The organism is Marinimicrobium sp. C2-29 (genome assembly GCF_038419845.1).
Classification (GTDB): Bacteria; Pseudomonadota; Gammaproteobacteria; order Pseudomonadales; family Cellvibrionaceae; genus Marinimicrobium.
Map to the genome: position 1 here is coordinate 1 of NZ_JBCAQT010000020.1, position 25,701 is coordinate 25,701.

General features: G+C 56.6%; 15 protein-coding genes. 5 read left to right on the plus strand and 10 right to left on the minus strand.

Annotated features, from left to right (window positions below; genetic code table 11):
• Nucleotides 1-98: 98 nt before the first annotated feature.
• On the plus strand, nucleotides 99-1,340 hold the full coding sequence (locus AAE484_RS16320) for a hypothetical protein (RefSeq protein ID WP_341939497.1): 1,242 nt from the start codon (nucleotides 99-101) through the stop codon (nucleotides 1,338-1,340).
• A 16-nt stretch (nucleotides 1,341-1,356) separates the two neighbouring features.
• Here the strand turns inward: AAE484_RS16320 and AAE484_RS16325 are convergent, their stop codons facing one another.
• From AAE484_RS16325 to hsdR, 5 genes are all read right to left on the minus strand, one after another.
• Nucleotides 1,357-2,358 (minus strand): restriction endonuclease, encoded by a 1,002-nt coding sequence (locus tag AAE484_RS16325; protein WP_341939498.1) that lies wholly within the window; start codon nucleotides 2,356-2,358, stop codon nucleotides 1,357-1,359.
• Between the two features lie 113 nt (nucleotides 2,359-2,471).
• Nucleotides 2,472-6,194 (minus strand): reverse transcriptase domain-containing protein, encoded by a 3,723-nt coding sequence (locus tag AAE484_RS16330; RefSeq protein WP_341939499.1) that lies wholly within the window; start codon nucleotides 6,192-6,194, stop codon nucleotides 2,472-2,474.
• An 18-nt stretch (nucleotides 6,195-6,212) separates the two neighbouring features.
• Nucleotides 6,213-8,012, minus strand: coding sequence for a restriction endonuclease subunit S (locus tag AAE484_RS16335; protein WP_341939500.1), 1,800 nt, complete (start codon nucleotides 8,010-8,012; stop codon nucleotides 6,213-6,215).
• Nucleotides 8,009-9,472 carry a type I restriction-modification system subunit M gene (locus tag AAE484_RS16340; protein ID WP_341939501.1) on the minus strand — a complete coding sequence of 488 codons (1,464 nt, stop codon included), beginning with the start codon at nucleotides 9,470-9,472 and terminating at the stop codon, nucleotides 8,009-8,011. Before AAE484_RS16340 ends, AAE484_RS16335 begins: the two co-directional genes overlap by 4 nt.
• 120 nt (nucleotides 9,473-9,592) lie before the next feature.
• A complete protein-coding gene (gene hsdR / locus AAE484_RS16345; protein ID WP_341939502.1) occupies nucleotides 9,593-11,959 on the minus strand; it encodes an EcoAI/FtnUII family type I restriction enzme subunit R in 2,367 nt (788 codons plus the stop codon).
• A gap of 169 nt (nucleotides 11,960-12,128) precedes the next feature.
• Between hsdR and modA the strand changes: the two genes are divergently transcribed.
• From modA to modC, 3 genes are read left to right on the plus strand one after another with little or no spacing between them, the layout of a single operon-like run.
• Nucleotides 12,129-12,902, plus strand: a complete 774-nt coding sequence (gene modA / locus AAE484_RS16350; RefSeq protein ID WP_341939503.1) for a molybdate ABC transporter substrate-binding protein — start codon at nucleotides 12,129-12,131, stop codon at nucleotides 12,900-12,902.
• A 27-nt stretch (nucleotides 12,903-12,929) separates the two neighbouring features.
• Nucleotides 12,930-13,616, plus strand: coding sequence for a molybdate ABC transporter permease subunit (modB, locus tag AAE484_RS16355; RefSeq protein WP_341939504.1), 687 nt, complete (start codon nucleotides 12,930-12,932; stop codon nucleotides 13,614-13,616).
• A complete protein-coding gene (gene modC / locus AAE484_RS16360) occupies nucleotides 13,613-14,686 on the plus strand; it encodes a molybdenum ABC transporter ATP-binding protein (RefSeq protein ID WP_341939505.1) in 1,074 nt (357 codons plus the stop codon). Before modB ends, modC begins: the two co-directional genes overlap by 4 nt.
• 59 nt (nucleotides 14,687-14,745) lie before the next feature.
• Here modC and AAE484_RS16365 read toward each other — a convergent pair whose 3' ends face one another.
• Nucleotides 14,746-17,025: a heavy metal translocating P-type ATPase gene (locus AAE484_RS16365; RefSeq protein WP_341939506.1), complete on the minus strand. Its 2,280-nt coding sequence runs from the start codon at nucleotides 17,023-17,025 to the stop codon at nucleotides 14,746-14,748.
• 119 nt (nucleotides 17,026-17,144) lie between these two features.
• Nucleotides 17,145-17,822, minus strand: a complete 678-nt coding sequence (locus AAE484_RS16370; protein ID WP_341939507.1) for an alternative oxidase — start codon at nucleotides 17,820-17,822, stop codon at nucleotides 17,145-17,147.
• Between the two features lie 321 nt (nucleotides 17,823-18,143).
• Between AAE484_RS16370 and AAE484_RS16375 the strand changes: the two genes are divergently transcribed.
• The gene (locus tag AAE484_RS16375; protein WP_341939508.1) at nucleotides 18,144-18,881 is read left to right on the plus strand and encodes a hypothetical protein; all 738 of its coding nucleotides are present in this window, start codon (nucleotides 18,144-18,146) and stop codon (nucleotides 18,879-18,881) included.
• Nucleotides 18,882-18,906: 25 nt separating this feature from the next.
• Here AAE484_RS16375 and AAE484_RS16380 read toward each other — a convergent pair whose 3' ends face one another.
• The 3 genes from AAE484_RS16380 to AAE484_RS16390 form a co-directional block, all read right to left on the minus strand.
• Complete coding sequence (locus tag AAE484_RS16380) at nucleotides 18,907-22,065, minus strand: efflux RND transporter permease subunit (RefSeq protein ID WP_341939509.1); 3,159 nt, start codon at nucleotides 22,063-22,065, stop codon at nucleotides 18,907-18,909.
• 3 nt (nucleotides 22,066-22,068) lie between these two features.
• Entirely contained in the window at nucleotides 22,069-23,307 is a 1,239-nt protein-coding gene (locus AAE484_RS16385) for an efflux RND transporter periplasmic adaptor subunit (RefSeq protein ID WP_341939510.1), read from the minus strand.
• A 68-nt stretch (nucleotides 23,308-23,375) separates the two neighbouring features.
• Nucleotides 23,376-25,679, minus strand: coding sequence for a TIM-barrel domain-containing protein (locus AAE484_RS16390; RefSeq protein ID WP_341939511.1), 2,304 nt, complete (start codon nucleotides 25,677-25,679; stop codon nucleotides 23,376-23,378).
• Nucleotides 25,680-25,701 lie beyond the last annotated feature (22 nt).

Consider the following 25,701-nt stretch of genomic DNA (forward strand, 5'->3'; position numbering starts at 1 on the left):
ACACGGCGAACAAATCTACATTAACTGGCTAAGCAACTGTCCGAATCAGGTTGACAGGTTCCGTCAACTCTGCACTGTCAGACAGTCTTTGGCATATAATGCAGCTTACATCTCAAACAGAAAGCTCTACCTTAGCCAAGGTTCTGTCATGGTTAGCGTTCCTAATATTCAGCGCCATTAAGTTGGGGGCTGTCTGGACGGTATTGTTAGGTATCCCGTCCTTGGTATTCGACCTACTGCGGAAAGAAAAGAAAACTGACACTCAAAGTCGCCGCTACGGCGCCATCAGAAAATCGCTCACTGCAGCTGTGGTCCTAGTGTCCGGAGCTTATCTTCTGGTCTCACAAGTTAATGTTATACCCTTAGTTAATTCTATTAAAACGTCCCCGCACTTAACCCAAGTGTACGACGCATGCCAAAGGCAAGCACCCATCGAACAAGAAGAACTGGCAATGCAAGCCCAACGCGAGTTGACGGTACAGCAGAAGCAAGTAATGACACACATGGAACTGGAAATCGATCGGCAACTTGACCACGCTTTCGAGGAGGCCGAAACCGGCGTAGACAACTTCCTGGATTGGAATTTCAGCTTAAAGGGGCAGTACACACAATTATTGTTCCTAAGCAGGTCCATCGCGGCGGGTGAAAGTTCGCTTGCGGAGCACCTCGGCGAGCGAATGGACGTTCACATTGATGGTGCTTTGGGTCCAGAGCTAAACAGAGTGAACGAGCGTCTGAGCACCGCCTTCAATGATCGCATGCAACAAGCTTATGAGGACCACGACAACTATCTTGATAAGTTAGTCAGGCAGGCAGATTGTGCCACTCCGGCTAAACCCGACTTACAACTGTCTGACTACGTCAGTAAGTCATTGGTTGGCACTGGTTTAGCGGCTGGCCCAGTCACAGGAGCAACCGCCGCTCGCGCTGTAGCGCGGATCACTACGGGAACAGGTGCACGGGTAGCCTCCAAGCCGGCCAGCAAACGCATTATTTCCAAAATGTTTGCTCGATTGGTCTCACGCATAGCAGCAGGCACTGCTTCCGGATCTGCCGGCGCTTTTTGCGGACCTTTCGTAGCCGTTTGCGGATCTGCCTTTGCAGCAGCAACGTGGATAGGGATGGACATAGCAATCAACGAAATTGACGAGGCTATTAACCGCCAACAAATGCGAGGAGACATGCTTGCAGTGCTGGGAGAACAGAAGGCAAGACTAAAGGCACAGCTGAAAGAGCAATACCTCCAAGCCTCTATCCAAGCATTTGACGCCGTTGAAAAGTATCAAAATCAGACATTTAATATTCGTCGAGATGCTTTTGGCGAAGAACCAGCCTGGTGAGACAAGATGGTCCTCACTACTCCGCCGGCCAAAACACCCTGATTAGCGGCAACAATGCTCGTCCCTCCAGGTCGAAATTCTCGTAATGAGCGACAATCAGATTGGAAAGGTCGTCCATATCCACCAACGTTAGCGGGAATGTGCAGCGGTCGGCCTCGTATCGGGCTTCTTTGCTAAAGCCACCGGTGCTGATGAACAAGCCCGAGTCACCGTCGCGGAGAGTGCCGATAAAACCGCGTATGGCGGGAGCACCCATCGCACCATCGCGGTGTTTGACTTCGGCTTTGATCCGGGGCTGGGTGAGTCCTAGGCCGTCCGGGGAGGCAATGACGTCCACACCGCGATCTGGGCCTTTGGGGGACACTTTGGCCTTGTAGCCCATGGCCCGCAGGATGGCGGCGACCATCTCCTCCATCTCCTCGGGCAGCAGGGAAGCCAGCTTGTCCTTGATCAACTCATGGCTTTTACCGACGACTTCGTCTTTTAGCAACTCGAAGCTGCCGGACTCCTCCAGAGCTTCTTCCGGGTCTTCGACCTTTCGAGGCTTGCCAGACAGGGCTGACCGCATCTCGGAGATGACCTCGTCGCTGACAGAAAACAAGGTGAGAGTGGAGCCGAGCGAGTTTTTGGCGGACTGGCTTAACGCATCCCGATCCACCCGGCCTTGCCATCTGACGACCCGCAGTTGCGGATAGTCTCCGACTTCGTCGGGCTTGTAAACATACTGGCCCTGGTCTTCGCCTATCAGGTACTGCCGGGTCTCTGTGTCGTAGCTGATGATAGTATCGCCTTTCTTGATGTGGTCGCGAAATTTGATAATCATCGCAACGGCATTGGCCATCGCCTGAGGCTTTGCCTGAGTAAACTCCCGCAGATAAGCTTCGCGGATAGCCTCCCTGGTAGGATACTGACTTAGATCGCCCAACCGTGACCAGCCGATGGCGGCATAGCCTTTGGCTTCAAAGTCCTCTATATAAGTACCGCCGCGACCGGCGCGGATCATCCAGGTATTGGACATTTACTCCTCCTCCAACATAACCTACTTTATATGCCAGCCTGATCTTCCGAGTACCAGCGCCGGGAGCTATATACCACAAGCATCAATTGATTGAGTGGGCAGGACGCTCTGATTTACTCCACCCCAGCGGGCTTAGTCTTTACTTTTTTGTAGCTCCTAACCTTCCGCTTAAAAGCCGCCAGATCAATATCAGCTGTACTAACCGAAATTTGGTTGCCGCCATGGCTATGAGCAATAAGTTTATCATAGGGCTCCTTGTAAGGAGCCTGAATGGTTGAACCGCCATACTCCCCAATGTTTGAGATCACGACATGCTGGTACATGTGGTACTGAAGGGCTGCAGCCATGCTATCAAAGGTATTGATGTCTTTGTTATGAGCGGCGATAACGAATAGATCGGTCTTATCGCGTAAGTCTGCAGCCAGCTTAATATCGGTAGCGTCGTAACAGATCGCTCCAGTTAGCGTGAAAGGACCTTCAGGATGGCCAACCAGCTTAATAAGATGCTGACAAGGCCTGTAAGGAAAGACCTTCATTGCCTTCTCATCCGCTGTCATAAATCCCTTGCCCTGGTCTCTGATAATCCAGTGCCGCCCGGTGTCCCGATAATCTGGGATGAACCATCTCGCTTTATTGATGCGAGTGCCTTTATGGTCTGTAAACACTAACCCAGCAAAAATAATCGCTTGCGTCTTATCTGCCAGTCGTTTAAGTACATCCTGATCGTCCGGGTGGACTGCGACCTCGGGAAAGACGATAAGATCCGCTTTAGGTTTAGTATTTTCGCTGTCCACTTTCAACTTGGCTTCAAGCGTCTTCACTGTAAGCGCACACACATCGAGCAGATGGGCGCGATGCCTAGACCGCATAGCTGGACTGTTCAATTCTGGGTCTGCAAGGCTAAAATCAGCATCGCGTGGTAATAACTGCTGAACCGTAACCACACGAAATCGATCAATTTCTTGTCGTGGCCTTTGTACCACTGTTGGTATGAGCGGAAGCTTAGAGGATTCGCAGTACAGCTCATTGAGATACTCCAATCTCGCAGCTAAGCACTGCTTAAGGGTGTCTAACCCGACAACTCTCTTGATGTCTTCGTGGCGAATATGAGATGCCTCGAAACCTGGCCATTGCAAACAACGCATCAACAGTTCAGAAGTCCAAGTGCTCAGCGTGGAGTATTCACCTACAAGTGTCTCTGGAGCGTGCATCATCCCCATTCGGCGCTTATACCAGCTAGTCCGTAGCCCCTTGTAGGTGACTGTTTTTCCTTTCTTCCAACGGCTACCGGTGAAATCAGCCCCACCGAGTGCAGAAGCCCTAAGAATCGTTCCAAGCCAGTAAACGTTTTGACAATCTGTATCTTCAAGGTCGTCAGCCAACCATTCGGGAACTGCAAAACGAGGATCAAAAGCCGCTCCACCAATAAGAGTGCAAGTAATCTTTTTAACTTCAGGCAGGTAAAGCGCCCCCCAATCCCAGCTAGAGCCTCGTTCAGGCTCAGGTTTCACATTAATTGAGCCTGGGGAAACACCTGCCAGCGTCTTATCGCCTTCGATTAAGCTAATGATACCGAGCCCTAGCTTTATAAGCCCACTCTCATGTTCAAAGCCGTTGTGGTCAGAGGCGACGACCTTAGCCAGTCGCTGGGTCCTAATAGCCGGCGATGAGCTCACCTGCGGCGCAGCCCATTTGAGACGATTCCGGAGAGATTTTTGAAGCCCCGGTTTCTTTAACTGCTTCCACAGTGCGAGCCAAAATGGACCACTACGTTTGGCAAACACCTCAAGTGCGGCATACTTTTTATCATCAACATCAGGGATATATTCCATAAAATCGGCTGCATAAGTATCAAAATTCCCTGTAATCTGACCTGCAACCTCGAACAATGCACTGAACTGCCCTCGATACTCATCCGGCAAGTTTCCGGCCAAAAGACGATGCAGAAATTGATGGTGCTGAATTAGCCCTTCGCCGCTCTTCTCCTGTACAGGTTTATTTACAACCGCCAGCAACATTAAGGCCTGGCGCTTTACAAAGACTCTAGTTTTAGCCGATGATGTGATCTTTTGGGCGTACCGGCTGATCAACTCGATAACAGAAGTTGGAGTCAAGCTAGAAGGGTACTCTACCACCTGAAAATAGCCGTTGAAGTCCCCTGCACAGCGAAACAAATCGGCCAGAAGGTAATCCATCATCGCCGCGGTATGCGGGTCTTCAGATTCCTCGGAGAACGAGCTTCGATGATAAATCGACTTCAAAACTGGTTCAAATAAGTCGGCGCTGGGATATATCTCAAGCGCTTTTCGTAGGACCAATCCCAGAGAGGGGTCGCGCATCCAAGCCAGAATCAACTTTTTAGCAAGAAGCTCACTTTCGTTATCAGTATTCTCAAAGTTGGAATCAGAGCTGCTATGAATTCCCAGAGTCAGCTTCCTTTTGCTTCTCACAATGCTTTCAAGTCGATTTGCCGCGAACCGCTTTAGAGTATCGGAGCGAATGTCGTGATCAAACGCCGTAATCTGCAAAAGTGGCTGATCCTCCGGGTTTGTCTCGCCAGGTAAAAAGCCGTCTTCAACTGTTAATAGACTCTCCAAGACTCCAGTGGCGGAATCCAGCATATCACGATCGGTCGGACCACTCAGATCACCCTGAACTGACTCGATTCGGCTGGCCATGCTACCTATGTTGTCGAGATCGGATAGTGGCGTAACTTTGGTTTTGTCCTTGTTTATTGAAAGTTCTTCGCCTCCATACTTTATTAGCAACCTAGTAACGCGCTTGTTAACAAGCTCCGATATTTCGTTAATGGTGTGCTCGTCAGTACTTACCACAATCCGAAGATCGTCGACATAGCGACAGTAATCATGCAGAACTAGCTCTTTACTCTTATCCAGGCTCTTACTAATGTACTTCCCCAATTCCCTATCGAAATTGATGAGGTAGGCGTTAGCGAAAAATCCAGCTGCAACAAGACCCTGAGGGAGCCCTTGCGTAATGTCACCCATCTTGTAATCCGCTGCCAGAGCGATATCGTCGTCACTCCACTGCCAATCAATGATGCGTTCAAAGGTTTCCCAAAACTCTGGGCAGTCCTCGTGACCGAAGCTTGAGCAAACATTCCTGAGGCGATCTAACAAGACTTCACGTTTAATGGTGTTATAGAATTTTGACAGGTCGAGGTTTACGACGAACACGGAATCTTCGTCAGCCTGCTGTTCAGCGACAACTCGTCCGGTATGGATTGGCCGCTTGAGGAAATTTTGGTAATCAGTATAGAACTTACGGTAGGTGTCGCTGTTGCCCCAGCGAAACCAAGCGTTTTCAGGTGCTTTCCAGTCGCAGACCAACCTATTCCCATAGCTGTATACGCGCCGAGCCAACGCACCCTCGGCACCGCCGCTGTTGTGGCTGCAATCGCCCTGAGCAGACTCCACCGCATCCGCCACACATAGCATGGCGGCACTAGCCCAAGTTTGATCGCGAATTGTAAGGTGTGCGAGCGGTCGAAGAGGAATTTTTCCAACTGAGCGTTTATCCCAGCTTTTCGCACTAGGATGCCAGCCCTTCTGATCAATCACCCAAGCCTCACTTTTTGCGGCGGGAACAAGCTCTAGCCTATAAAGCGGCTTACCCTCTTCAAGGGAGTTGGCCCAAATCCTAGCATTATCTTCGATACCCAAAGCAGATACATCCAGCGCCAAGGTATCGGCGTACCAATTGAAGGCCCGGATATAGCCGTGCGTCTTCTTCCAAGCCTGCGCCATCACCACTTCGTCAGTGAGGTATTCAATGGTGGGTTCCAAACGCCGGTACTTTTCTTCAATGAGCTTCATTCTCAGTCCTTAAGCAGTTTAATCGACGGCTTGCCTAACCACCGTAGTGGTGAAGTCTTTCTGGTCTTTCTGGGCATCTTGTAAGCGTTCTTTTAGTTCATCGCAAAGAGACAGTAGTTTGTCGACCCGCTCTGCAATAGCTTCCTGCTCGCGCAATGGAGGCAAAGGGATTAGCATAGAACGGCTTTTAGTCACGGATATATTGTCTTGGCCAGCTGTGCCAATTAATTCGATGGAATCTAAGAACGTTCCGGCCTGAATGTACAAGTACAAATATCTATTCAAAGCTTTCTCTATTGGCCTAAAGAATACAATTGCCTGATTACAATTCCATTCGGGAAATGTGTCAGGGACAATGGCGACTTTTCCCAGCGGTGGACCAACAATATTCATAACGACGTCTCCTGGAAATAAGCGAGACTTCGAGAGCTTATTCTTGTGGTAACCATCACTTATATACTGAGGCCGATAATAAAAATCAATGTTCTGAGATCTAATATTATAAACTTTCAAATACGGCACGCCCTCGACTTCGGAAAACTCCGTTTTTGGAGGAGTCGAACCTGATGTAATTCCCTCACAGAAATCATCTGTGCGACACCACTCCCATCCCTCTGGCAATTCAAACGACTTTTCATCATCGGAAATCGGTGGCAAAGGTTTTTGCTTCTTGATTACTTTTTCTTTGATTAGCCGCTCCTTCTCTTCCTTAATACGTTTCAGGAGTTCTCTGGCGGGCTCGTCGTTGGGGTCTTGGGGAACTAGTTTTCCCATGACGGCCAGTTGCAGGATGGTTTGTTTGAGTTTGTCGATGGCGCGTTCGCCGGCGATGGAGGCTGGGAAGAGGAGATCCCAGTTCTGCTCCAGGCGTTGCCAGTTTTCGGCCAGCTCTTCGGCGCTTTGGGCTTGGGTTAGGGCGTCCAGCAGGGTGTCGGCCAGGGTAGCGTGAGCATCCAGGCTTTGCTCGGTTTGGTTTTCCAGGTGGTCGCAGAGGGCCATTAGTTCATCGACTTTAGCGACTATGCGGCATTGTTCTTCGACCGGGCATACGGGGATAGGCAACAGCTCCATTTTATCTTTGGTCATGTGAATCATGGCAATGCCATTACCTGATGCCTTGATACTCTCAGTGACCTCTGACAAATAGTTATATAGGTATCCCTTGGTAGTAAGGTCGCCCCTAAATATGTCCAGCCTCCATATATGGTAATGGTAAATCGCCTTTCCGCCATTCCATATGAACGGCCCAAATGAGGCTGACCACGCGTATATTAGATCACCCGAGTCGATATATTTTTCCGGCTCGAGCTCTAGATCAGAGTAGTACCATTCTTTTGACGTGAATAAATTACCTACCCTCAACAGCGGAGTTCCAGTTTTAAGCATTTCATGCTTCTTGTACGCCCTACCGTTCAATACGTTTAGAATATTCCCAAGCCGCTCCCACTCCCAACCGTTCGGTAGGGAAAACGGGCTATCCTCAACTGAAACTTTAGGCAGCTTTCTTGGCTTCTTTATCTTTTCTTCTCTAACCAATCGGGCCTTCTCTTCCTCGACCTGTTTCAAAAGCTCACTAGCTGGTTCGTTATTCGGATCTTGGGGAACCAGTTTGCCACGCACGGCCAACTCCAAGATCAGCTCACGCAGCTTTTTGATGCCGTAGAGTTCAATTTTCTTGTTGCTTCCGCGCCCGGTAGAATTTCGGCTAGTGATGGCGCTGGTCCAGAGGTCCAAATGTTCAGTGATTAGGGATTCTGCATCGGCTTGAGGCTCAGAAATATCCTGAGCATTGAGTTCTTTGGCGGCGCTCTGGCTCATGCTCTACCTCCCAGAGCTTCGCCGAGAATGCTTTTCAGCTGGTCACGCAATGCTTGAATTTCTTTCTGCTGCTGAGCGTAGTTCTTCAGCAACGTATCCGGATCGTGCACTTCCTGTTCTTCGACGTGCGGATTTTTTATATCCAAGTTGTAGTTCCGGGCTTTGATATCGTCGATGCTGACTTTCCAGGCCCAGCGGTTTTCTTCGCGCTCGGCGAAGCCGGTTTCGCGCTTGCCCCACCACTCCCGGCAGGCATCGAAGTGTTCCAGCTTCATAGGTCGGGTTTTGTTGAAGGCTTTGACGCCTTCGGGTAGGGCTACTTCGTAGTACCAGACGTGCTCGGTGGGTTCGCCTTTGTCGAAGAACAGGATGTTGGTTTTGATGCTGGTGTAGGGCGCAAATACCGAGTTGGGCAGGCGCACCAGGGTGTGCAGGTTACACTCTTTGAGTAGCATTTCTTTGATTTTGGTTTTGACACCTTCACCAAACAGGGTGCCGTCCGGCAGGACTACAGCGGCGCGGCCTCCGCCTTTGAGCACTTCAACAATCAGCTGAAGAAACAGGTCGGCGGTTTCTCGGGTTTGCATTTCCGAGGGAAAGTTTTTCTCGATGCCGTCTTCTTCCATGCCGCCGAAGGGCGGGTTGGTGATGATGATGTCTTTGTCCGAGTCCCAATTCGACAAGGGCTGGTTCAAGGTATTGGAGTGACGGATGTTCGATGGCACTTCTATGCCGTGAAGCAGCATATTGGTGGTGCACAAGAGGTGCGGTAGCTGCTTTTTCTCTACCCCACTGATTTGCCCTTGCAGGGTTTGGAAATGTTTGGCGGTTTTGACGTATTTAGTCCGGATATGGTCGGTTGCGCAGGCCAGAAAACCGCCAGTGCCGCAGGCCGGGTCGAATACCGATTCGCCCAATTGCGGATCGATCATTTCGACAATAAAGCGAGTGACAGCGCGCGGGGTGTAGAATTCACCGGCGTTGCCGGCGCTTTGCAGGTCTTTCAGGATTTGTTCGTAAATGTCGCCAAACAGGTGGCGCTCTTCGGCGCTGGTAAAGTCGATCTCGTTAAGCTTGTTGATCACCTGTCGCAACAGAGTGCCGTTTTTCATGTAGTTGTAGGCATCGCTAAAGGCTTCGCGCACAATAAAGCCGCGCGGGTTGGTTTTGATGTTGGCATCGAGGTTTTTCAGCGTGGGGAAGAGGTCGTCGTTGACGAACTCCATCAGCTCGTCGCCGGTAATGCCCTGACTGTCTTCGGCCCAGTTGCGCCAGAGGTAATTCTCTGGGATCGGTGCTCGATAGTTGTCCTGCTCCAGCTCCAGCTGTTCTTCCTGGGCGTCGAAGATTTTCAAGAAAAATAGCCAGGACAGCTGGCCGAGGCGCTGGGCGTCGCCGTCTACTCCGGCGTCTTTGCGCATTATGTCTTGAATGGATTTAATGACGTTGCTAATGCTCATAGGTGTCTCATACTGCTTATAGAGTCGTGCCCGTATTGGGCAAATGATTGATAGGTTTAAGCGGTTTGGTCGGTATCGGCGTAGAGCTCGCGCTCCAGATCGGCAACCGCGGCCTGGTATTTAGGCTTGCCGCCAAAACCTTTTTTTTATGATTTCCAGCGATGAACCGTATTGGCTGATGGGCTGGACTTTAAGTACGTTCATGCTCTCGATTTCAGGTATGCCGGAATCGGCGTACTTATCCAGCAAGGCTTCCAGTACGGCGCGGGCGGTGCCGGAGTACTTGGTAAAGTAGTTGCGCTTTTTGACGTTATCGGCGCGCTCTTTGCGGGTGAGCGGCGGCTGGTCGAAAACCACATGGCAGATGAGGTCGAAGGCGTCCAGCTCGCGGCCTACGTCATCGCGGAGGGCCGCCCAGATAACACCGTGCTCTTCCAGCTCTTCCATCACCGCTTGTTTTCGGTCGGTGGCGTTCCACTTGTTGACGAACTCATCCAGGGACTGGAATTGGGATTTCACCGCTTTGCGGGTGTAGTCCTTGAAGGATTCGGTCACCAGCTTGCCGTCGGCGTCGTAGTATTGAACCCGTTCATCCAGCTTTTTGACCGTGACGCCGGCTACGCGGTATTTGATGTATTCGCTTGGCTCGCCGTCTTCGCCTAAAGGACCGCCACCAAAGGGCGTGTCGTTGCCATAGGTTTCGGGATCAGCGATCTCATCTCCATCACCCGTGAGTGATTCTTCCTTGCGCGGGTATTCGTCATTCATCTCCTCGTCGAAGGTGGGGTCCTCCAAGTCAATGATGTTCTCTGGTTTCTTAACCAGAATCTTCTCGGGTATGCCGTCAAAGCGCTCGTCAGCAAACAGCTCGGTGGCCTTTTTGAAATCCAGAATGGTGAACCAGAGCTTGCCGTACTTTTCTTCGATGCGGGTGCCTCGGCCAATGATCTGCTTGAACTTGGTCATGGACTGAATGTTTTGGTCCAGCACCACCAGTTTGCAGGTTTTGGCGTCCACGCCGGTGCTCATCAGCTCGGAGGTGGTGGCGATAACCGGGTAAGGACGCTTGGGGTTAATAAAGTTATCCAGCTGCGCTTTGCCGATGGCATCGTCGCCGGTGATTTTCATCACGTACTTTTCGTTTTTGGCGACCTGCTCCGGGTTGAGATTCACCAGCGCCCGGCGCATACGGTCGGCATGGTCGATGTCGTTACAGAAGACGATGGTTTTGGCCATTGGGTCGGTGCGCTTTAGGTAGTTGGTGATGGTTTCGGCCACCAGCTGGGTGCGCTCGTCGATCACCATCACCCGGTCGAAATCTTTCTGGTTGTAGATGCGGTCTTCGATCAGCTCACCGTTTTTGTCGACCTGGCCTTTGGTGGGGCGCCAGCCTTCCACGTCGATATCGATGTCCACCCGCACGACTTTGTAGGGGGCGAGAAAGCCGTCTTCAATACCTTCCTTGAGGGAGTACATATAGAGCGGATCGCCGAAGTAGTCGGAGTTGGAAACGTCTTCGGTTTCTTTGGGCGTGGCGGTCATGCCGATTTGGGTGGCGCTGGAGAAGTATTCCAGCACTTCGCGCCAGGCGCTGTCTTCGGCGGCGGAGCCGCGATGGCACTCGTCGACGACGATCAGATCGAAAAAGTCCCGGTCTACCTGCATGTAGGCCTTTTGGTGTTCTTCCGGGCCGGTCAGGGCCTGGTAGAGCGCCAAGTGGATCTCGTAAGCCGGGTCCACCGTGCGACCGGTGACCTTGGTCATGGCTTCGCCGAAGGGCTGGAAGTCGTTGATGCGGGTCTGGTCCACCAGTACGTTGCGGTCGGCGAGAAACAGGATGCGTTTTTTCTGGCGTGACTTCCACAGCCGCCAAATAATCTGGAAGGCGGTGTAGGTTTTGCCGGTACCGGTGGCCATGACCAGCAGCACCCGGTCCTGACCGGCGCTGACCGCCTCAATGGTTTTGTTGATGGCTTGGAGCTGATAGTAGCGTGGCGCTTTGCCACTGCCGTCGTCGTGGTAGGGCTGCTTGATAATGGGCAGCTGGGCTTCGGTATAGCCCCTCCAGGCGCAGAACTTCTGCCAGAGGATTTCGGGCGAGGGGAAGTCCGCCAGGGTGATTTCGGTTTCCAGTGCCTGGGGATTGGTTTTGTCGTGGAAGATAAAACCGTCGCCATTGCTGGCGAATACGAAGGGCACCCCCAACAGGCGGGCGTAATCCAGCCCCTGCTGTATGCCTTTACCCACTTCGTGCTTGTTGGCTTTGGCTTCGATGACCGCCAGCGGCAGGTTGGGCTTGTAGTAGAGGACGATATCGGCAGCGCGAACGGTTTTGCGCATGCCCATCTGGCCGCGCACGATCACCTTGCCATCGCGCAGCTTGACCTCCTGGCGGAGCTGGCTCATCCGGTCCCACCCGGCGCCCTCAACAGCCGGCAGGACGTATTTGGTGATGATGTCCGTCTCGCTTAGCTTTTTCTTATCCATATTCCGCTCGCTGGCCGCTTGCTTTGCGGCCATTCTATACCAAAAACGCGGGATTTCGCGACGGTTGCGGAGCAATTCGCCCCTAGAAGCTGGCAGCCACCGGCAGGCCAAACTCGTTACTCTGCCTGCTTTGTGTCAAAATCATCTCTCTATTAGTAGAGGTTGAACGATGGCATTTTTCGCTCAGATGGGTCGAACACTCGCCCTGACCTTGCTCGCCCTGGTGCTGCTGGCGCCGGCGCTGCACGCCAGCGAGCCCCTGCGCATTGCGGCGGCGTCCGATCTGCGCTATGCCCTGGACGACATTGTTGAGGTGTACCGGCAGGCGCATCCGGAAGCCCGTATCGATGTGGTGTACGGCTCCTCGGGCAAGATGAGCACCCAGATCATCCACGGCGCGCCCTACGATCTGTTTTTTTCGGCGGACATTGTCTTCCCTGAGCGACTCAAGCAAGAGGGCCTGACTGCCACCGAGCCGGCGGTCTATGCTCTGGGCCGGATCGTGCTCTGGAGCAACACAATTGATGCTGGCGCCCTCACACTGCAAGACCTGACCTCGGATTCCATCCGGCGAATCGCCATTGCCCAGCCCGCGCACGCCCCTTACGGCCAGCGCGCGAAAGAGGCCATGGAGTCTGCGGGCGTGTGGGAGGCGGTGCAGGATAAACTGGTGTTCGGCGAGAACATTGCGCACACCGCGCAGATGACCGAGTCCGGGGCGGCGCAGGTGGGTATCATCGCCCTGTCGCTGGCCCGGTTCCCCGATATGGCAGAACACGATCATTACCTGATTGACGACGCCCTGCACCAGCCGCTGACTCAGGGTTATGTGGTCACCCGGCGGGGAAGCGACAAATCCGGGGCGCGGGCGTTTGCGGATTTTATGACGACAGAAGCCGCACACGATATTATGACCCGCTACGGTTTTGTGATGCCGGAGTAAGCAACCCGACTATTTGGCGAGAGCCCTATGTTTGAACTCGGACCGGCAGAGTGGCAGGCGATTCAGGTCACCTTCAGGCTCTGCTTTTACACCACCGTCATTCTTCTGGTGCTGGCCACGCCGCTGGCCTGGTGGCTGGCACAGGGACGCTCCCACGGCCGGGTGCTGGTTCAGGCCGTCGTCGCGCTGCCCCTGGTGCTGCCGCCCACGGTCCTGGGCTTTTATCTGCTGGTGGCGCTGGGACCGAGAGGGATAGTGGGGAGCACCCTGGAGGAGCTCGGTCTGCATCACCTGGCGTTTTCCTTTGAGGGTATTCTGATCGCTTCCGTCCTCTACTCCATGCCCTTTGCGGTACAGCCATTGACCGAGGCCTTTCGCAATCTGGGACGTCGGCCCGTGGAGGTGGCCAGCAGCCTGGGCGCCGGAGTGGTGGATCGTTTTCGCACGGTGATTTTTCCGCTGACGCGCGGCGGCTTTGTGGTGGCCGCCACTCTGACCTTCGCCCATACGCTGGGGGAGTTCGGCGTGATTCTGATGCTCGGCGGCAGCATTCCCGGAGAAACCAGGGTGTTGTCGGTGCTGATCTACGATCACACCGAAGCCATGAACTACGACGCCGCCCACAGCCTCTCGCTGATGCTGCTGATTTTTGCGTTTATCACCCTGTTTGTGGTGTACAGCATCAACCGCCGCTTTGAGGTGGCCCGGTTATGACGCTGAAGTTTCGCGCCCAACTCCGCTACGGCAATGAGTTCGAACTCACATTGGACAATCAGCTTCCGCTTGAGGGAGTGACCGCGCTGTTTGGCCGGTCCGGCTGTGGCAAAACCACACTGCTGCGGATCATCGCCGGGCTGGAACGGGTTCCGGGGGCGGCCGTGCACTTTGGCGAGCAGCCCTGGCAACAGGGCCGCGATTTCATGCCGTTGCATAAACGGCGCATCGGTCTGGTGTTTCAGGAGCACAGTCTGCTGCCGCACCTGTCGGTCCGGGACAACCTGCTCTACGGCTATCAACGGACGCCAGAGCATCTGCGACGCCTGCATCCGCCCGAAGTCACCGCCATGCTGGATATTGACGATCTGCTCGGGCGACGCATCGATCAATTATCGGGCGGCCAGCGCCAACGGGTGTCACTGGGACGGGCGCTGCTGATCAGTCCACAACTGCTGCTGCTCGATGAACCCATGGCCGCTCTGGATACCCAGACCAAACGGGAGATCATGCCGTTTCTGTCGCGTATGGCGGCCGAGTCGGGCGTACCCATCATCATGGTCAGCCATTCCCCGGACGAGGTGGAGCGGCTGGCGGACCGGGTGGTGTTTATGCAGCAGGGGCGGATTCAATGCATCGAATCCCTGCCGCAGGCCATGGCACGCCCGGACTCACCGCTGTTTGAGGATGCCGGCGCGGCCTCGGTGCTGGAAGGCACGTTGGGGCAGGCCGGGGAGGATGGCGTCAGCGCTTTTGGTCCACCGCAGGCACGGCTGTGGGTTCCCAACGCTGTGCCCATGCAGGCGAACCGCCCCACGCGACTGCACATTCTGGCGCGGGATGTGAGCCTGTCGCTGGTGGACCCTCAACAGATCAGTATTCAGAACCACCTGAAGGTCCGCATCGAGTGTATCCACCCACCCAGAAACCACCGCACGCTGGTGGCCTGCCGCACCGCCGAGGGTCAACTGTTGCTCGCGGAAGTGACACCGCGAGCGGTGGAACAACTCGAGCTGAAGGCGGGGCAGGAACTCTATGCGCTGATCAAATCCGTGGCCTTGCTGGCCTGATCTCGGCGCATTGCCCTGCTCCCACAGACAGTTACTACCAGTTGCTAACAGTTACTACGCTACTTTTCCTGATCCGGTTTCAGTTTCACCCGCTTGAGCAAGAGTGAATTGCCAATCACCGACAGCGAGCTCGCGGTCATGGCCACGACACCGATCATCGGGTGCAACAGGCCGATGGCCGCGATGGGTATGGCGGCCACATTGTAGGCACTCGCCCAGATGAGGTTCTGCACGATTTTGCCAAAGGTGGCGCGGGAGAGGTACATGGCCTCGACCACGCCTGTCAGCTCCCCGCGGACCAGGGTGACATCCGCCGCCTCGATGGCCACATCGGCGCCGGCACCAATGGCAATGCCGACGTTGGCCTGTTTCAGCGCCGGGGCATCGTTGATGCCATCGCCCACCATGGCGACAAAGTTGCCGTATCGTTTTTGTAAGTCGCGGATTGCGTCCACTTTCCCTTCGGGAAGCACACCCGCCTGCACTTCGTCGATGCCCACCTCGTCGGCCACGGCCCGTGCCGCTCGTTCGTTGTCGCCGGTGATCATCACCACATGCAGATCCAGTTCGTGCATGCCGCGAATCGCGGCCACCGACTCCTCCTTGATGGTATCGGCCACAGCGACAATGCCGCGAGCCTGACCGTCAACCGCCACCAGCACGGCGGTGCGTCCGCGCCCCTCCAGTTCTTCCAGCTCCTGGTCCAACGCCTCCAGGCCGGTGACGCCCTCTTCGGCCAACAACTTGCGATTGCCAATCAACACCAGGCTGCCATCGACCTTGCCGGAAACACCGCGCGCGCCAGTGGAGCGAAACTCCGTGACCTCACCCGGTGTCACCTCGCGCTCGCCGGCGCCCTCCACGATGGCGCGGGCAATGGGATGCTCGGAGGCGTTTTCAACGGTGGCGGCCCACTGCAGAAGCTCTTGCTCGGTGACGCCCTCGGCGGTCACCACTTCACTGAGTTTGGGTTCGCCCCGGGTAATGGTGCCGGTTTTATCCAGCACCATGACTTTGATGTCCTTAAAGGTCTGGATGGCTTCGCCGGAGCGAATCAATATGCCCCGCTCGGCGCCAATGCCCGAGCCCACCATCAGGGCCGTGGGCGTGGCCAGGCCCAGCGCACAGGGGCAGGCAATGACCAACACGGCGATGGCCGCCAGGATGGCCAGCACCGGCGTGGCCGCATCAGGGCTCACCCAAGGCAGGAAGCCGGCGCCCCAGTCCAGAATCGGACGCAGGCTGTCGGCCGCCAACAGCCAGACCACCAAGCTGCCCAGCGCGATCAACAGCACAACGGGAACAAAGCGACCGGTCATCCGATCGGCAAACTCCTGAATGGGCACGCGCGAGCCCTGGGCCTGCTCCACCAGTTTGATGACCTGGGACAGAAAGGTATCGCCGCCCACTTTCGTGGCTTTGACCCGCAGGCGCCCTTCCTTGTTGATGGTCGCACCGATCACAGAATCGCCCTGACTTTTATAGACCGGAACCGACTCGCCAGTGGCAATGGACTCGTCCACGTGACTTTCGCCATCGATCACTTCTCCGTCGGTGGGCACCTTGTCGCCGGGGCGAACCACCATGATATCGCCGGACTGTAATTCCTTGACCGGAACCTCCTGCTCCTGGCCATCGCGCTCCACCCGCGCGGTTTTGGCGCCCAGTGTCAGCAGTCGTCGGATGGCCTGGGAAGCGCGCCCCTTGGCCTTGGCTTCCAGATACCGCCCCACCAGGTGGAACGTCATGATGGTGGCCGCCATTTCGATGAACGAGGTCATGGTGTAGAAGAATCCCACCAGCCCGATAATATAAGGCGGCACGCTGCCCATGGAAATCAATACATCCATGTTGAAGGTGCGATTGGTCAGCGAGCGCCAGGTGGATTTGTGGGTGGCCGCCCCGCCGAACAGGAACACCACGGGAAAGGCGAGCACCGCGATGATGGCCAGATAACCAGGCACCGGCTGCCAGAACATGTGCGGCACCATCAGCAGCATGATCAGCGCCGTGGGCACCGCCGCAATCCAGAGTCGCGTCCAGGCCTGGGTCAGGTAAGCTTCCTCGATCTCAGCGTCCTGGTCTTCCTCCTCGCCCTCGCCGGAAACCTGGGCCACGTCGTAGCCGGCGTTTTCCACGGCGGAGCGGAGATCGTCCAGGCTCAGCTTCTCGGGATCAAAGCTCGCTTCCACGCGGTGAGCGGCGATATTGGTATGGATCTCCCCCATACCCTCCAGACGCTTCAGCGAGGTTTTCACAATACCGGCGCAATGGTCCGAGCCCATGCCCGGCACCGTCAGCCTGGCCAGAGTGCTTGTCTGCTTCTGTTCCGTACTCATGCTCTACCCCTTGCGGGCAGTGGTTTGCTTGTGCCCTGGCGGATCAAGTCGATCAGCCTCCAAGAATACTGGAAGGGACCCTGGGCCGTATTGACCTGTGTCAAACACACCCGGTACGTTCAGCGGTCAAAACTGTCGGCAAAGCCGTGATTGACATCCCGGTGGCCGGCCTCATCGTCCCGGACCACGATAATCACATCGCGCAGCGTGGCGTCGGCGGGCAGCTGCCAGTAGTCGATCGCGATCTCCGGGGCAGGCACATTTTCCAGCCGGCCGCTGTCGACTTCGGCCAGGTACTCGGTATAACTGTAAACGGCCTCTTCCTCAAAATAGCCCACCAGCCGATGGGCGGTGCGGCCGGAAATGACATAGAGTAAAAAGAAGCTGGTAAAAAAGAAGCCTTGGGCCAGGAGAATCAGAATTCGCTCCAACAGAGTCGGCTGCGCGATCTGGACAAACGTCATCAGGTGCATGCGCTCGTTCTCGGCTTCTTCGAGCAGGGTGTGAATCCACTCCCGGTCGTCTTCCAGCCGGCGCAGCGAGCGCATGTGGCGCACCATACCGCCCACCATCCCCGGCACGGCGGCCACGGTTTCCAGCACCACGGCCCGGTGACCGTAGCGTTTGGCGAAGAAGGTATCGGCGAAAAAGCGCAACAGCCTGGTCAGACGAAACGCGACCTGGTCGGAGAAACCCGCGGGCGTGTGGTGCCTGCTCAGCGGATCGCTGTTTTGCTCCGGGGAGGATACATCCGGGGAAGAGGGGTCTGAAGAAGATGGGTCCGGTGATTCGCTCATGGTAATGATCTCTCATGAAAGGTGATCTGAAGCACCGGGTCAGTAGCAAGAGACTGCCTCAGAGCGTGACAATAGAGGCGGACGACGTACAAACCAGTGTCCGGTACTTCCGGGACCGCGTCAACGCCTAAAAACGCGCCAATCGGGATCGATTGTGAACATCCAGAGTCGAAGCTCCATGAGTAAAGGCCCATGACTATGAAAAAAGGACGAACCATGAATTCAATCTGGAATCCCCGCGTCTCGCTGCGGACGCTGTTTTCCCTGACGGCTTCTGCTTGGCTGATGGCTCCTATTTGGCTGATGGCTCCTATTTGGCTAATGGCTCCTGTTTGGCTGGCGGCACCCGCTCACGCTGACAGCGTCTCCACCCTGATCTCCCGACTGGATCAGCTGGAGGGTGACCAGGTGGTGAAGGTACGCGTGGATTCTGAGCTGTGGCGCGCCGACGGGAAAGGTGACGACCGGGAAGAGTTCGAGGTGGCAGTCGAGATGACCGCCCAATCGGGGCCCGAGGGTTACCAGCTGCATTACGGCAAGCCATTGCTCGAACGCCTGGAGAGTGAATCGGAAAGTCTCGTGGAGAACCCCGATGCCATCACCAAAACGAGCGATTTCATGTGGCAACTGGATCTGAACGAAATCCGCCCCCTGCTCGACACGGCGCGGACATTACGGCGGGAGGTCCAGCGCTCGGAATTCAGGAGTTCCCAGGAGGACACTTACAATGACCAGCCGGCCACACGCCTGACGTTTGAGCGCGACAAACAGGTGGTCGATGGACGTATGCGAAAATACGTCAAACAGTTCGATTCCAGCCTGGAGATCTGGGTGGATGATGAGGGCACGCCGCTTGCCAGCCGCATGAATATGCACGCAAAGGGCAGCCTCCTGTTTGTCATTCGCGGTGAATATCGGGAGGAAGCCACCCACCACTACGACACCGTAAATGACCGGCTGATCATTCGGCAGCTCGAACGCTGGCGCAAGGCGGACCTGCCGGGCGAGCACCGCGAGACCCGGCTGAGTCAGCGGCTGACACCGCTGACTGCACGCTGACGGTTACCCCTGAAACGAAAAGCCCTCAAGATGTCTGCGGTCCGGGCTCATTCAGGGACGAACCCGCGTCAACCGAGGGGCCCTTGCGGTTGAAAAATTTCCGCATCCGTTCTTTCAGGCGCGAGCCGCCATAGTAGGCGCAGGGCACCAGAAACAGAGTGACTACGGTGGAGAAGAGCACCCCGAACGACAGGGCAATCACCATGGGCTTGAGGAACTGGGCCTGGAGGCTGCGCTCGAACAGAATGGGCAGGAGGCCCACAAAGGTGGTGATGGAGGTCAGCACGATCGGGCGGAATCGATCCAGGCCGGCCTGCAGCACCGCGTGCAGGGTGTCTTCGCCCCGCGCTTTGAGGGTGTTGATGCGCTCGAGCAAGACCAGGTTGTCGTTGACCACGACCCCCGAACAGGCCAGAAAGCCGAAGCCGGAAAACAGACTGAATTCGACCCCCATGATCAAGTGCCCCAGAACCGCCCCCACAAAACCGAAAGGCACCGCCAGCATCACCAGCAAGGGCTGAAACAGCGAGCGGAAGGCAATGGCAAACAGCGCCAATACCAGCAGGAAAAACTTGATGAAGTTGCTCGCAAAGTTGTCCCCAAACTGTGCCTGGGTGCGCAGGCTGCCATCGGTCGAGAGGTTGAAACCGAGATACTCGGTTTTCCAGCGGGCCAGGTTCTGCTCGAGCAGCTCGGTGGCAATCTGATTGGCATCGTGGCCCTCTTCAACCTCGGCGGTCAGGGTAATATTGCGGCGCCGGTCCACCCGGCGGATGGTGCTCGATCCGGGCACCAGGTTGACCTCCGCCACGGCACTGATGGGCACTTCGCGGCCATCCGCCGTGCGAATACGGATGTTATCAAGGGTATCCAGGGTACGCCGCTCCTGCGCGGAGTAGCGCAGCATCACGCGCACATCCTCTTTGGCCCGTGGAATGCGCTGGATCTCTTCGCCGTAAAAACCCTGGCGCACTTGTCGGGCCACATCATCGACGCTGATACCCAGGCTCTGGGCATGCGGTTTTAACGCCACCTCCACCTCGGTGCGCTCGGAGTCGAGGTTGCTGCGCACGTTGAACACGCCCGGATAGGCGGCCAGTGCTTTGCTCACATCGTCTACGGCCGCCTGCTGTATCTCCCGGCGGTTCTCTAGCATGGTCAGGTTCAGGGTGATGTCCGGCCCGTCCCCGCTCATGGCCCCGCTCAGCGAATAACTCTGCGCCTCGGGCAGCGGCCCCACCAGTTCGCGCAACCGGTCGGCGACCTCCGCCGAGGAAACATCCCGCTCCTCATCCGGCGTCAGGCCCACAAACACGGTGGCATTGGTCCCGTTGAGGTTGCGGTTGACCTCACGAATGAAGGGCTGGCCATCGTTCTTTTCCAGTAGCGCCAGGTCTTCGCTCAACACCTCCACCTGCTGGCGAATATGCTCCGCTACCGCCTGGGTGCGCGAGAAGGGAGTGCCGTCGGAAAAACCCACATTCACCATCACCATGGGCTGGGGCACATTGGGAAAGAAGTTCATGGCCACCCAGCCGGTGGCGACCAGGGTAACGGTCACGGCAAACGCGAAACCGAACCCCAAAAAGGTGCTGCCTTTGCGGGCCAGCAGTGCCCGCAGCGCTGGTTGATAGCGATCCCGGGCAAAGCGCTCCATGCCGTCGGAGAAAACATGGCGAATCTGGCCCAGTTTGCGCAATGGATAAAAGCGGCTGGGTTGCTCGGGCTTCATATGCGACAGATGCGAGGGCAGTACCAGCATGCACTCCACCAGGGAGAACACCAGGCACAGAAACACAACCCAGAAAATCGAGCGGGTGTAAATCAACACCTCCGAGGGCACATCGATCATGGGCAGGAAGAAAATGATGGTGCTGGCTACCGCCAGGAACACCGGCTTGAGCACCGAGTTGGTGCCGGAAAACGCCGCCACCTGACCGGTTTCACCGCGCTGCTGGTGTCGGTAGACACTCTCCCCGACAATGATGGCATCGTCCACCACGATGCCCAATACCATCAGGAAGGCGAACATGGACAGCATGTTGATGGAGACCCCCAGGTAGGGCAACAACCAGATGGCGCCACAGAAGGTGACCGCGATACCGGCGACCACCCAGAAGGCCAGTTGCGGTCGCAGAAACAGCATCAGGATCAGGAACACCAGAACAAGGCCGCTAAGGGCGTTGTCCTTGAGCAGGTTGAAGCGGCTGTCAAAAATGCTCTTGGCTTCAAAATTGATCTTGAGGTGAACGTCCTCGGGCAGAAGCTTCTGAAAGTTCTCCACATATTGCCGGGCGTTGGCCGTGCCTTCGATCAGCAGGGGATCATCGCTCATTTTGACTTCCATGTTCAGGCCCGGCTTGCCATTCATGGTGAAGTCAATATCCTGCTCAGCGAAGCCGTCCCGGATGACCGCCACGTCACTGAGCAACAACTCGCCCCCCTCGCGCCCGCTGCGCACGACAATCCGGGCGAAGTCGTCGTAATCGAACGCCTGGGCCCGGGTCTGGATCTGCACATCGCCATCCTTGGATTTGATGGCGCCCGCCGGGACATTGATCGATGCCTGGCGAATGGCCTGGGCCACTTCGGCAAAACTCAGGTTGTAACGGCGAAGGTTCTCTTCGGAGATCTCGATACTGACTTCATCGTTTTTCAGGCCGGTGATCTCCACCTCGGACACGCCCTCGAGCAGAGCCATCTCGTCGCGTATCTGATAGGCCCAGTCTTTGAGCTGTCGTCGCTCGGCGTCGCCATAGAGCGCGATGTACATCAGAAACTGGCGCATCACCAGCTGGTTGATCACCGGCCGTTCGGCCGAGACCGGAAAGGTATTGATGGCGTCCACGCGCCCTTTGATGTCGTTGAGCAGCACCCGGACGTCAAACCCTTCAGTGACCTGGACGTTGACCGAACCGGAACCCTCGCGAGACTCGGAGGTGATCTGGTAAATGCCCGGCAGATCGGCAATGGCCTCCTCAATACGCACCACGATCTGCTGCTCCACCTCACTGGGAGCGGCACCGGGATAGGCCATATTGATCAGGATGACGTTCCCTTCATAGGTGGGAAAGGTTTCCTTTTTCACCAGTTGGGAACCGGAGTAACCGCCGACCAGCATGGCCAGCATCAACAGGTTGGCGGCAATGGGGTTGGCAACAAACCACTTGATCAATGCGCGCATGATCTACTCCCCAGACTTGATGGCCGTGCTCGAGGCATCGGCCGTGGCGGGAGTCCCGGAACCGGGAGCCGTGCCATCGGAAAAGCGTGGCTCGACACTCGTGCCCGCAGGCGTCAACGAATGTTTGTCCAGAGAGATCAGGGTGTCTTCAGGTATGTCGGCCTTGATCCAGACGTGCGTCTCCGAGCGACGCAGCACCTGAACTTTGTGCTGCGCGATGTTGTTTTCTTCATCCAGGGTCAGAAGCTTGTCGCGCTCGAAGAGGGCGGCACGGGGCAGCTTCAATACGCCGTCCAGCCGCTTCCCCTGAATCTCGGCACTGACAAACAGACCGGGCAACAAGGGTGCCCCCTGCTTACCTGAAGCCTGGTCAACCGAGTCAACAGAGAAGGGATCAGCCACTTCCACCACCGCGTAGTACAGGCGCGAATCGGGGTCGACAAAAGCGTCGGTACGGGCCAGGACGCCCTGCCATTGGTGGGGCTCGCCGGCAACAGAACCGGTAATGGTGACGGGCACCCGCTCGGTGGCGCCGGGGGTGAGGGGCAGGTCAATCAGAGTGGCCTGACTTTCGGTGAGCGGCAGGCGTACTTCCACCAGAGTGGAATCGTAAACGGTCGCCAGAGGCGTGCCGGCGGTCACGTACTGGCCCAGGTTGGCCCGGGTCTGCCGGACCCGCCCCTTGAAAGGCACGCTGATACGGGTGCGCTCCAGATTCAGTTCGGCCACTTCCAGATCACCGCGCGCCGATTCCAGATTGGCCTGGGCGGAGGCCATCTGCGGCTTGCGCAGGAACAGGTCATTGGCACTCTGATTGCCAAGGTCGCGCCACTCGCGCTCGGCCTGCAGGCTTCGCCCGCGCTCTTCGGCCAGCCGCTGTTCGGCGTCGGCGACACGGGCGCGGGCACTCGACAGGGCGGCCCGATACTCACGCTCGTCGATGCGCAGCAGAGGTTGGCCGGCGTCAAAGAAACCGCCGTCGACAAACGCCGGATCGACCTCCACCACCTGCCCCGACACCTGAGCCACCAGATCGATTTCGCGTTTGGGCCGGACGGTGCCCTGGGCTTCAACCGCCAGATGCAGCACCTGGTGTTTGGCCGGCACGACTGTCACCTGAATGCGGGCCGGTTCCTCTTCCACCGCCCGGGGGACAGGCTTGGGTTGGGCGATGACCAACAACGCCATCGCCGCTATCCCGATGGCGGCGATAATCGCGGGGAGCAACAGTTTTTTCAGCATGGTGAATTCCTTTATCGATCGTTTGATCAGAAGCGTCCTTACCGACTACCCGGACACCGATGACCGTGTTATTCGCGTGGGTATTCTACCCGAACCTCAACGGCTTTGCCCATCGGTAAATCCACGGACAGCATACCGTCTGTCGAGTCGTAGTTACTCGCGACCGGGCGCCCATTGACCTGAACGCCAGCGGGTTCGCTATCGGTTTTCATCTGCAGTTTTGGCGCCGATTCCAACGCCGGGCTGCGGAAAAACGCGGCGGTTTCCGTGCGGTTGAGCGTCATCCGCTTGTGCTGTCGGCCCTGATGGGTGTCGACATAGGTAAAGCCCGCCTGCTCGCCCTCCCGACCGGGAAAGGCGTGGATGACCAGTGACCCTTTGCCATCCAGCGTCCCGTTCCAGCGTCGGTCACTGCCGCGATAGATATCGCCGGTCACATGAAGACTGTTGGCTTTGATAAAGACAGGCGTTTCGTCAAAGGCGTAGGACCGGGTGAGCGTCTGCCCGCCGTCGAATGCCAGGGACCGATCATTGAAGTCGTACCAGCGACCTTCGGGCAGATAGATTTCCCGCTCGTCCGCTTCGCTGAACAGGGGGGCCACCAGAAAGGCATCGCCAAACAGATACTGATCCCACAGATCGTGAGTGTTCGGATCTTCGGGATACACATAGGCCATGGGCTTCATCAACACGCCGTTGTCCGCCGAGGTGTTGGCCAGGGAATAGCTGTAGGGGATCATCCGCATGCGCTGCTCGGCGACCTGGCGAAAAACTTCCTGCAAGCGCTCGGAATAACGCCATGGCACCCGATCTTCGCCCTGCCCACCGATGCCGTCGAGTTTGACCTCGAACATCCCGTTCCAGGCGCCCCACTGCAACCAGCGGGCATAGAGTTTTTCATCGATGTAGCCGTCGCCCAGATAGCCGCCGGTGTCGCTGCCCCAGACGGGAAAGCCCATGAAGGAGGTGCGCATGGCATTGGCCTGGTTACCCGCCATGCCGATCCAGTTGGGGCGGACATCGCCGCCCCAGACGGCACTCAGGAACGGCTGGGTGCGGTGGTAGGCGGCGCGGGCAAAGTTGAACTGGTTGTCGCCGTGGGCGCCGCGCAGAAACTGATCGATCACTCTGGAGTACAGATAGACGTAGGTATTGCGGGTTTCCGATTCAGACACCGGCTCGTGCCAGAAGGCGGTGAAGGGAAAGTTCTCATCCGCCCGATCCATCTTGTGGCCGCGCACCCCCACTTCGTATTGCTGGGTCTGCATGCGCCGCTCGAACTCCACCAGCGCTTCGGGATCGGTCAGGTCGATGTAGGTGCGGTGATTGGGGAGCAGGCCCGGGAAGTCTTCATCACCAAAGGTCATGGGGCCGACCCAGCTCATCACCTCCATACCGAAGTCATCGTTGATGGTGCCGATCCACTGCTCGGGATTGGCGAAGGGCTCGGCAAAATTCATCTTGGACCACTCGTGACCACCGTCGCTGTAGGGACGATCCACAAAGGTGGCGGTCAGCGGTATCTGCAAGTCGCTGAAGCGTGACAGGTCATCGAGAATTTCGTCTTTGCCCGTGTTGTGGTCGCGCCAGACCACCGGACCCAACGCCCAGAGCGGAATACTTTTGGGCGCACCGATCACCTCGTAGTAGCGACGGTGAATGTTCTTGCCGTCCGGGCCGTAAAACAGATACCAGTCCAGCTTGTCGGTCTGATGATAGATTCTGGTCAGACCGTCTTGCGCAAACCGGTAGCGGCCCTTGGCAAAGGTATCAAAGAAGCTGCCGTACCCGGCCGTGCTGATATAAAACGCGGAGAAGGCGGAGGCGTAGTTTTCCGCGTAGTCCCGCTCGCCCTGATGGTAGACTTCCACATCCACGGTTTCCCCGCGCAGGTCGGGGTTTTTGCGATTGTCGGGATAGAGCTTGGCGAGCAGGCCGAAATAGTGTTCGTCCCGGTCGGTCAGGTTGATGCTGACATGGTGAAAGGCCGGATGCCCGGCTTCAAAGTGAAAGCGTCCGTCGTTGTAGCGGATGGCCAGATCAAGTTCGGAGGGGAAGTCGTCGGCGTAACCATCGGTGCCCTGCAGCTCCAGGCGCACCACCAGGCTGTCCTCATCGGCGGAAACGATGTCCGCCAATTCCGCCCGCACAAAGTTGAACTCAAAGGATTCAATCAGGGCGAAGCGCTCCCCCTGATGACTCACTGCCAGACCGGCCTCGGTCAGGGTCATGGCGTAGTCGCCCGCCTGCCAATCCACCTCCGTCGGAGTCGGCCCGGTGTGAACACAGGCCGAGAGCCAGAGTGAAAGACAAACGCAAAAGCCGACAAGGCGCGAGCCATTCACAAGCGGTTTCAGTGTCGTTGGCACCATGGTCGTCTCCCGGACGGTGGTT